This is a genomic window from Vibrio sp. 1180_3, from assembly GCF_029478545.1.
GTDB classification, from domain to species: Bacteria; Pseudomonadota; Gammaproteobacteria; order Enterobacterales; family Vibrionaceae; genus Vibrio; species Vibrio aestuarianus.
On the sequence record NZ_SJFM01000022.1, the window covers coordinates 75,103 to 83,854 of the forward strand.

Sequence of the window (8,752 nt, forward strand, 5' to 3'; positions counted from 1 at the left end):
CAAACCACTATTTCCAAATAGACGCGACTTCGGCTTCGGTGAGATATCGGTATTCACCAGGCTCTAGCGTTTCATCAAGTTCAATGAGCCCAATACGCTCGCGGTGCAATGCCACCACTTTATTACCCAATGCCGCAAACATGCGCTTCACTTGGTGGTATTTACCTTCATGAATAGTTAGCAAGCATTGATTGTCGTCAACAATTTCAAGCTGTGCAGGCAAGGTCAATTCGCGTTCATTACGTAGCTCAATGCCAGTTAAAAACTTTTCAATATAAGTCGGTTGAATAGGGTCAGCAAGCCACACACGGTATGTCTTGTCGCATTTATGTTTCGGCGAGGTAATACGGTGTGACCACTGCCCGTCATCAGTAATTAACACTAATCCGGTGGTATCCACATCTAAGCGCCCAGCAAAATGTAAATCTTGCATTTTGATTTCATCAAGCAACACAAAAGCGGTATGGTTGAAGCCATCTTCATGCGAGCAAACGTAACCTTCTGGCTTATAAAGCATGATATACCGTGGACCTTGCGGCTTAATTTCTCGCCCTTGCCATTCCACTTCACAGCTTTCAGTGACTTTGTATGAACCACTTTTCGGGGTCACACCATTCACTGTAACATCGCCACTTTTAATGATTTGGGTAGCTTCTTTACGTGTTGCACCCAATGCATCACACAAAAATTTATCTAAACGCATGATTACCTCATCTAAATCAAGTCGGGTATTATACTCAGCGAAAATGAAATAGTTGATCTATTTCACTGTTTTTATTGTGGCTCACTCAGAGAACAAACGTTTTATGTATACGCTTCGCCCTTATCAATCCGACTCAGTAAAAGCCGTCATCCATTATTTTAGGAAGCATTCAACCCCTGCGGTCATTGTGTTACCAACCGGCGCTGGTAAAAGCTTGGTCATTGCAGAGCTAGCCAGACTTGCCAAAGGCCGCGTGTTGGTGCTAGCACATGTCAAAGAGTTGGTTGAGCAAAACCATGCCAAATATGAAGGTTATGGCTTGCATGGTGGCATTTTCTCAGCAGGCCTTGGTCGTAAAGAAACCGAGCAGCAAGTGGTGTTTGCATCCGTTCAATCAGTGGTTCGAAATTTAGACGCTTTCAAAAATCAGTTTTCATTGTTGGTGATTGATGAATGCCATCGCGTACCAGACGAGAAAAATAGCAGTTATCAAAAAGTCATTTCACATTTAACACAGCTTAACCCTGGCATCAAAGTATTAGGGTTAACCGCTACTCCATATCGCTTAGGAATGGGTTGGATTTATCAATACCATACTCGAGGCCAAGTTCGCAGCGAGGAGCCTCGCTTCTTCCGTGACTGTATTTTTGAACTGCCGATTCGTTATCTATTGGACGAGGAATTTCTTACACCAGCACGCATGATTGATGCGCCTGTGTTGAGCTATGATTTTTCGCAACTAAAGCCAGCAAATACAGGCCGCTATAAAGAAGCGGAATTAGATATGGTGATCGAACAATCAAAACGTGCCACACCACAGATCGTTGATCAAATCATTCACCTCGCACAGCAAAAACAAGGTGTCATGGTTTTTGCGGCAACCGTTCGCCATGCTCAAGAAATCGTTCAACTGCTACCAAATGAACAAACCGCCATCGTCATCGGTGACACCCCAACGCCAGAGCGTGACGCCATTATTCAACAATTCAAACAACGACACATTAAATTCTTGGTCAATGTTTCCGTTCTCACCACAGGGTTTGATGCACCACACGTTGACTTGATTGCCATTTTACGCCCCACTGAATCCATCAGCCTTTATCAGCAAATTGTTGGACGAGGTTTACGTCTCTCTCCCGGAAAAACGGAATGTCTGGTATTAGATTACGCTGGTAATAGCTATGACCTTTATCAACCTGAAGTTGGCAAACCAAAGCCGGACCCCAATAGTGAAATCATCACTATTCCTTGCCCTGCTTGCGGTTTCAATAATAACTTTTGGGGTAAACTGGACGCTGCTGGCTTTTTGATTGAGCATTATGGACGACGCTGCCAAGGTTACTTTACTGATGAAGAAACCAACGAACGAGAACATTGTGGTTATCGTTTTAGAGCCAAATACTGTAGTGAGTGTGGTGCAGATAATGATATTGCCGCGCGAATCTGTCACGAGTGTGATGCCACATTAGTCGATCCTGATAAAAAACTGAAAGAAGCACTCAACCTAAAAGACGCGCTCGTTTTCGAATGTCTAGAAATGGATCTTAATGTGTATAAAAACGACGCGGGCAAATCACAATTAAAAGTCACTTACCGTGGAGACAACCAAGCGCAAGTCCATGAGTTTTGGTCACTAACCACCAAAAAGCAAAAACAGACCTTTCTCGAACAATTTGTGCGACCACACCTTGCGGATCGTCATCGGCCATTTGAAGCCGCATCCCCCTCAAAGGTGGTGGCGCATCAGCACCGATTTCGTCCCCCACAGTTTGTGATTGCCAGAAAAGTCGGACGTTTTTGGAAAATGCGTGACAAAATCTTTGAAGATGAATTACAAAATCGCTGATTCAGATTCTATTCATCTTGCGTTATTTATATTTAGGTCTCCTTGTTTGAAGGGCTCACAACATGCACATTAAACCGATGAAAGTCATAACGAGCTTATTGCTATTCTCATCGTTATCACCGCCTGTATTTGCGAGCGATAATGATGTTAACCATTTGGTTCAAGACACCTACAAAGCCGGTACAAAAGTCGAAATCGACGAAGATCAAGATGAAGTCTATGCAGCGGTTCAAAATGGTCTAATTCGCCCCTTTTCTGAACTTTACGCCACTATTGACAAAGAACTGAATGGCCGCGTTATTAAAGTCGAATTAGATGAAGATGATGACGAATGGATATATGAGTTGAAGCTGGTACACGACAATAATGTTATTCGCGTAGAATACAATGCAACTACACTCGAATTAATGGAAATTCGTGGTCGAAATATACGTGGCATTATCAAAAAATAGAGAACAAAAATGAAAATACTGGTGGTTGAAGACGACGCTCGTCTTGGTGAACAGATCATAGAATCCCTTGAACAAACGGGATGGGTGCCTGAGTTATCGCAAGATGGTATTGATGCTCTTTATCGTGCCACCTCTGAAGAGTGGGACGTCATTGTCCTCGATCTAGGTTTACCCAAAATCGATGGTTTGACTGTCTTGAAAGGCATTCGAGATGAAAACATCAATACTCCAATTGTGATCCTCAGTGCGCGCGACACATTAACCCAACGAGTTGAGGGTTTAAATGCAGGTGCTGATGACTACCTAACCAAACCGTTTGAGATGGTCGAATTGACCGCTCGCATACGCGCACAGCTGCGCCGAGCATCGGGTAACGCTTCACCTATCATGCAAATCGGAGATTTAAGTCTCGATACCCGCAGTTCCAAAGTGATGTGGCAAGGACAAGCAGTCAGCCTGACCGCCTTAGAATACAAAGTGGTTGCCTATTTCATGCACAACCAAGACAAAGTCATCTCACGCACCGAACTGGTTGAACATATCTACAAACAAGACTTTGATCGTGACTCAAATACGATTGAAGTGTTCATTGGGCGTATTCGTAAGAAAATCAATAACAACATCATCAAAACGGTAAGAGGCCTGGGGTACCAGCTGAATGCCAAATAAAAACGTGACATTCAAACGCCTCAGCTTAAAGAGTCGCTTACTATTGGCTGCAACCTTTTGGCTTAGTGCGATGATCTTAGCTGCTGGCATTGGTATTCCAACTCTGGTCAAAGACTATTTGATAGATGATGTGCGCAGTCAACTTAGCTTAGCGATGGACGAAATCACCGCCAACTTAGAGGCCGATAGCAGAGGCAACCTAGTCCTTTCGACTCGCCTCTCCGACCCTCGTTTTAACCAACCATACAGTGGTTTGTACTGGACGGCATCAGTAGACGGTCAATCGATCCGCTCTCGTTCGCTGTGGGATAAGCGTTTAATTCTAGAGAAACATGGATTAAAAAATATCGTTAAGGGCGCAAAAGACGAAAAGCTTACCGCGATTGAACGCACCGTTTACTTACCGGATTTTTCTGGCCCGATTACCATCACGATTGGATTAGATGAAGCGCCATTGCAAGAAACTCTCAATAGTGTCATTAGCCAACTTTGGATGATTTTAGGTTTGCTATTTAGTGGAGTGTTACTGTTAATTGGTGCTCAGGTAAGCTGGTCTCTTCGTCCATTAAACAAAATGCAGCGTGAACTCGCCGTATTGCGCAAAGGTGAAAAATCAGCACTCAGTGACGAATATCCAAAGGAAGTTTTTCCATTAGTTAATGACTTAAATGCGCTACTCTTCCACTATCAAGAACTTTTGCAACGCGCACGACAGCATGCCGGCAATTTATCGCATGCGTTAAAAACACCGATTTCAGTCCTCAGAAATGAAATTGATCACCTAGAGCCCTCTCAACAAGAAAAACTGCGTACACCCGTTGAGCAATTACAAAAACAGATCGACTACCACTTAGGACGAGCTCGCATGGCAGGGTCGACCAATATTCTGGCAGTCAAAGCGAACCCTTGTGAACGTGTTGATGCAATTTCTATGGCGTTTGATAAGGTCTATGCAGAACGAGACATTGTACTTGTCAACGAGCTCGATTCTGAGCTTGATGTGGCGGTTGACCCCACAGACCTCGATGAAATGCTCGGTAACCTACTCGAAAACAGCTATAAATGGGCACGTTCGTTAGTACGTGTCCATTCAAAAGTGACCCCAAAAGGTTGGGTTGATATTTACATAGAAGACGATGGGCCAGGTATAGCAGAACAAGATTTATCCAAAGCAGTGCAAAGAGGTATTAGGCTCGATGAGACGACAGCTGGCACTGGGCTTGGCTTAAATATTGTCAGCGAAATGGCACACAGTTACCGTGGCTCGCTGACTTTATCGCGCAGTCCGATGGGAGGTTTACAAGCAATGTTAACCTTACGTACAGTCTAGGGCTGATTGAACCGCATTTTTTATTGCTCAAACAGCGATAGAATGCTAGTATCCGCGCTCGTTTTGGTTGTAATCATTGATCTACAGCCAGAGCTATACCATATCAGCAAGGTCGCATTGCCGATATGAAGTTTATTTTTACTAATTTGAGTGTAAAAACTATGAAATTCGAAGCAGTATTACGTACTGAACTAGGTAAAGGTGCGAGCCGCCGCCTACGTCACGCTGGTCAATTCCCAGCAGTTGTTTACGGTGGTGAAGCAGCACCTGTTGCTATCGCACTGGATCACGCTGTAGTGATCAACCAAATGGATAAACCTGAATTCTACGAAGCAATTACTCTAGTAATTGATGGCGCAGAAGTTAAGGTTAAGCCACAAGATGTTCAACGTCACGCGTTCAAGCCAAAAGTTGAGCACATGGACTTCATCCGCATCTAATTTCCTACCAAGGAATTAGTTTGGATTAAATCCAACCTTTTGCATAAAGACTATCGGCCTTACCATCCGAAAAATCTAAAAATTCGAAACCCCGATGCTACCAACATCGGGGTTTCACCGTTTTTGAGCCCTCAAAAACGCTCTCAATTCTCTTCAACTTACTGAAACTTAGCCCCTTTTACTCCCCCTACAATAACCACATCATTTTTGGGTGGATTAAGTGTGGACGAATAGTGGACTTATACAGTAGTTTCTCCCCCATCTATTATTAGATCCATTTTCACTACGACTCAAATCACTGCCACCACTACCCCACCTACTTTATTCTTTACTCTAGAACATATCTGAAAGTACCTCAAAGGGCCCCTCTCAAGCTTCCGAGTAAATCCTAAATCAGTGTTATACTTCCGATTAAATTGCTTACTAGTGAGTCTACAGAAATGGATAACAAGACTTTTTCCGAGAAAGAACTACTCGAAGGATTAGATGCTCATACTGCACATGCCGATGAGTTGGCTGAGCTGGTTGAGGAAGAGATGGATTTGGATGAAGTCGAGGAAGATGGCAGCCACGAATAGAGAATTTAGTCGCAGCTGCTTTGCTTTTGAATTGACCTGAGGGACTAACTCATTTTTGGACATTTTTGCGTTAGAGATGCTAATAATTTAGTTTGAAACGGATAACTTTTGGTATTGAAAAAATGCTTGGTGAAGCCTCCAGCAATACTAGGGCCCGGTCAGATCTAGCCAAGCTTTCAACGGGCAATAGGATCAATGAATAAAAGTGTACTTTAGCCTCAAGTGACAGCAGAGAAGGTCGATGTTCAATCGTGTTGTGCAACAACCCTATTTCGCCCTTTTGATTTGGCATCATAAAGATTGGCATCTGCTTCACGCTGGATTTCATCGACATAACTCGACGTATGCGCCTCAGCCAAGCCAATACTGACCGTGACAGAGATCGCTCTCCCTAGATAGCGAACAGGCGTCCTATCAATTGCTTGACGAATGGCCTCCGCATTTTTGAGAGCATGTTGTTGAGAGACACCAGCTAACAGAATACAGAATTCCTCTCCCCCTTGGCGAAACACATTTTCTCCTCCCACCAAATGAGCCATCGTTTTCACCACAGACTGAAGTACGCAGTCTCCGCCATCGTGACCGTGTTCATCATTGATAGCTTTAAAGTGATCGATATCTAATACCAATAGAAAGTATGATGTTCCTTGAACTTTTAGCGCTTGGTAACGATGCTTCAATGCAAGGCGATTATTAGCTCCAGTCAGCGGATCAAGTGTGGCTAACTTACTTAGTTTGTTTTCCGTTGACTCGCGGTTGAACTCATACACATGTGCGATCGCCGAAATACTGAAATAACAAAAGGAGAAATTGATCATCATCGTCAACATGTCAAAGTACTGCTCTAGGTAAAATTGATAAATAATGTTGACGATCTGGATGAAAAACAAACATGCAGTCGCTACAAAGCCCACTTTGTAACCAAGCAACGAATAGTAAACAATAGGTAAAACCAGCGACCAAAAAAATACACCATAGACTGTTGGCTTGAGGAAAGTGCCACTAATGACGAGTAACGTCAGGCACAGTGACATAATGTGTTTATGGCCCTTGTATGCATTTCCCCTATCGATTTGGCGATAAACATGCCAAGAGTAAAGCGCATATAAGCCTTCCAACGTGCCGTATAGATAACTCTGGCTAATAGCAAAGTTACCGATGGCCAGCAAGGCGGCTAAACTTCCGATCCCGAGACTCATTCCTTTAAGCACTTTGAGGCGTAGTGTTAAGCTGCCATCGAGCTCGTTTATGTCCATATGTTCGTCCATGGGTTAAATGCCTATAAGTCTCATATATGATAACCTGATTAACTTATTGACAACAAGGATTTCAACGCATATGTGCACACGTATATTCAATAACTTAAACGATAAATTTCCAGTGACAGCGCGCAACATGGATTGGTATTGGCCCGTCAATACTTACTTTTACGCCTTCCCTGAGGGCACGGTAAACCGAGGTCTTAGCAGCGAGTCAGCGGCAAAAATCCATATTGCTCCGCAGCAGGTACTGCAATGGACATCTAAATACGCTAGTTTGACCACCGTCATGGGTAGCGACAAAAAGGGTTATGCCGCCGTAGACGGATTAAATGAAGCGGGGCTTGCAGTAAACGGCTTATATGATTCTCATGTCAGTTATGGTCCCATTGACGGTGAAGGTCAGTTCCTCAGCGCCAATCGCTGGGTTCAGTTTGTGCTCGACCGCTTTGCTAACGTCCAGCAAGCTATTCAGTATTTTGCCACTCACAGTATTACAATTGTCTCGGAGCTTTTACCAGACACCTCTAACACACAATCGCATCTTCACCTTGCTCTTTCCGATGCAGATGGCTGTTCAGGCGTAATCGAAGTGCGCAACGGTCGATTTGAACTCTATGAGAGCCCTCAGGATACCGTTGTCACCAATCAACCGGACTACAAAACTCAACGAATGCTGACGGCCTATTGGCAGTATATTTGGGGCAAAAGACCCAACGCTCCAGTTGAACACCCAGTATTTTCTGCGCCTGGCGGTAATAGCGCCACACAACGCTTTGAGCGCGCCAGTTATTACTTCACCTTTGCTCAGCCTGCAAAAAAACGACGCGAAGCGGTGTATCAAGCTAAATCATTGGTGGCCGCTTGCTCTGTGCCTGTGCACTTTAACCCCTATTGCGCCGAGAAAGCGTCTTACACGATCTGGACAAATCTTGCCGATCACCGCAAGAAAGTTTACTCCCTGTCTAGCACTGTGACCATGAACACACTGTCACTGCACTTTTCTCCCGAACTCACTACGAGTCAACGCTTGCTTCTGCAAAAAGAAAAAGCAACCAAATCAGCTTGCCCTATCGAGTCTGGCGACGTTACAGACCACCTCGTGGCATGCCCCAACCCATTCAGCTAGTTTTCCTTTGCATCGCCCTCACAGATAAAATCTGTGAGGGCGTCCACGGAGGAAAAGGGCAACTTCCAACACCATGTATATGACTTTGATTTACCTGCTCACTATTAGGGGTTGTTGTGTGGTTCGATGGCTTATTTTGGGGCATCTTTGATTCTGACTGATTTGTGCAACAGCCTGTGGCACAAATTATTCTTATGAAGGTTTGCAGCTATCTAAACACATTTCGGGGCGTGCGACGTGAGGTCGTATGAAGCGCTGTTCACCGCTTAATGTGTGAACCATCTGTATCACCAGATGAACCTAGGACTCTGAATAAAGTAGCGAGTCTGACAATGTAACGAAGGCT

General features: G+C 44.2%; 9 protein-coding genes. 7 read left to right on the forward strand and 2 right to left on the reverse strand.

Going from position 1 to position 8,752, the window contains the following annotated elements; all coding sequences use genetic code 11:
• Positions 1-7: 7 nt before the first annotated feature.
• Complete coding sequence (gene rsuA, locus EYW48_RS13995) at positions 8-703, reverse strand: 16S rRNA pseudouridine(516) synthase RsuA (RefSeq protein ID WP_171980876.1); 696 nt, start codon at positions 701-703, stop codon at positions 8-10.
• Between the two features lie 103 nt (positions 704-806).
• Here rsuA and EYW48_RS14000 point away from each other — a divergent pair, with 103 nt between their 5' ends.
• From EYW48_RS14000 to EYW48_RS14025, 6 genes are all read left to right on the forward strand, one after another.
• On the forward strand, positions 807-2,549 hold the full coding sequence (locus EYW48_RS14000) for a DEAD/DEAH box helicase (protein WP_277432572.1): 1,743 nt from the start codon (positions 807-809) through the stop codon (positions 2,547-2,549).
• Positions 2,550-2,611: 62 nt separating this feature from the next.
• Positions 2,612-3,001: a PepSY domain-containing protein gene (locus EYW48_RS14005; protein WP_261926767.1), complete on the forward strand. Its 390-nt coding sequence runs from the start codon at positions 2,612-2,614 to the stop codon at positions 2,999-3,001.
• A gap of 9 nt (positions 3,002-3,010) precedes the next feature.
• Positions 3,011-3,670 (forward strand): response regulator transcription factor, encoded by a 660-nt coding sequence (locus EYW48_RS14010; RefSeq protein ID WP_053309916.1) that lies wholly within the window; start codon positions 3,011-3,013, stop codon positions 3,668-3,670.
• The gene (locus tag EYW48_RS14015) at positions 3,660-5,000 is read left to right on the forward strand and encodes an ATP-binding protein (protein ID WP_277432573.1); all 1,341 of its coding nucleotides are present in this window, start codon (positions 3,660-3,662) and stop codon (positions 4,998-5,000) included. Before EYW48_RS14010 ends, EYW48_RS14015 begins: the two co-directional genes overlap by 11 nt.
• A gap of 161 nt (positions 5,001-5,161) precedes the next feature.
• Positions 5,162-5,440, forward strand: a complete 279-nt coding sequence (rplY, locus tag EYW48_RS14020) for a 50S ribosomal protein L25 (protein ID WP_171980874.1) — start codon at positions 5,162-5,164, stop codon at positions 5,438-5,440.
• A gap of 440 nt (positions 5,441-5,880) precedes the next feature.
• A complete protein-coding gene (locus EYW48_RS14025; RefSeq protein ID WP_171980873.1) occupies positions 5,881-6,018 on the forward strand; it encodes a hypothetical protein in 138 nt (45 codons plus the stop codon).
• 245 nt (positions 6,019-6,263) lie between these two features.
• On the opposite strand, the gene EYW48_RS14030 is transcribed toward EYW48_RS14025, so the two are convergent.
• The gene (locus tag EYW48_RS14030; RefSeq protein WP_277432574.1) at positions 6,264-7,274 is read right to left on the reverse strand and encodes a GGDEF domain-containing protein; all 1,011 of its coding nucleotides are present in this window, start codon (positions 7,272-7,274) and stop codon (positions 6,264-6,266) included.
• A gap of 82 nt (positions 7,275-7,356) precedes the next feature.
• Here EYW48_RS14030 and EYW48_RS14035 point away from each other — a divergent pair, with 82 nt between their 5' ends.
• Positions 7,357-8,406, forward strand: coding sequence for a linear amide C-N hydrolase (locus tag EYW48_RS14035; RefSeq protein WP_277432575.1), 1,050 nt, complete (start codon positions 7,357-7,359; stop codon positions 8,404-8,406).
• The last annotated feature ends 346 nt before the right edge of the window (positions 8,407-8,752 follow it).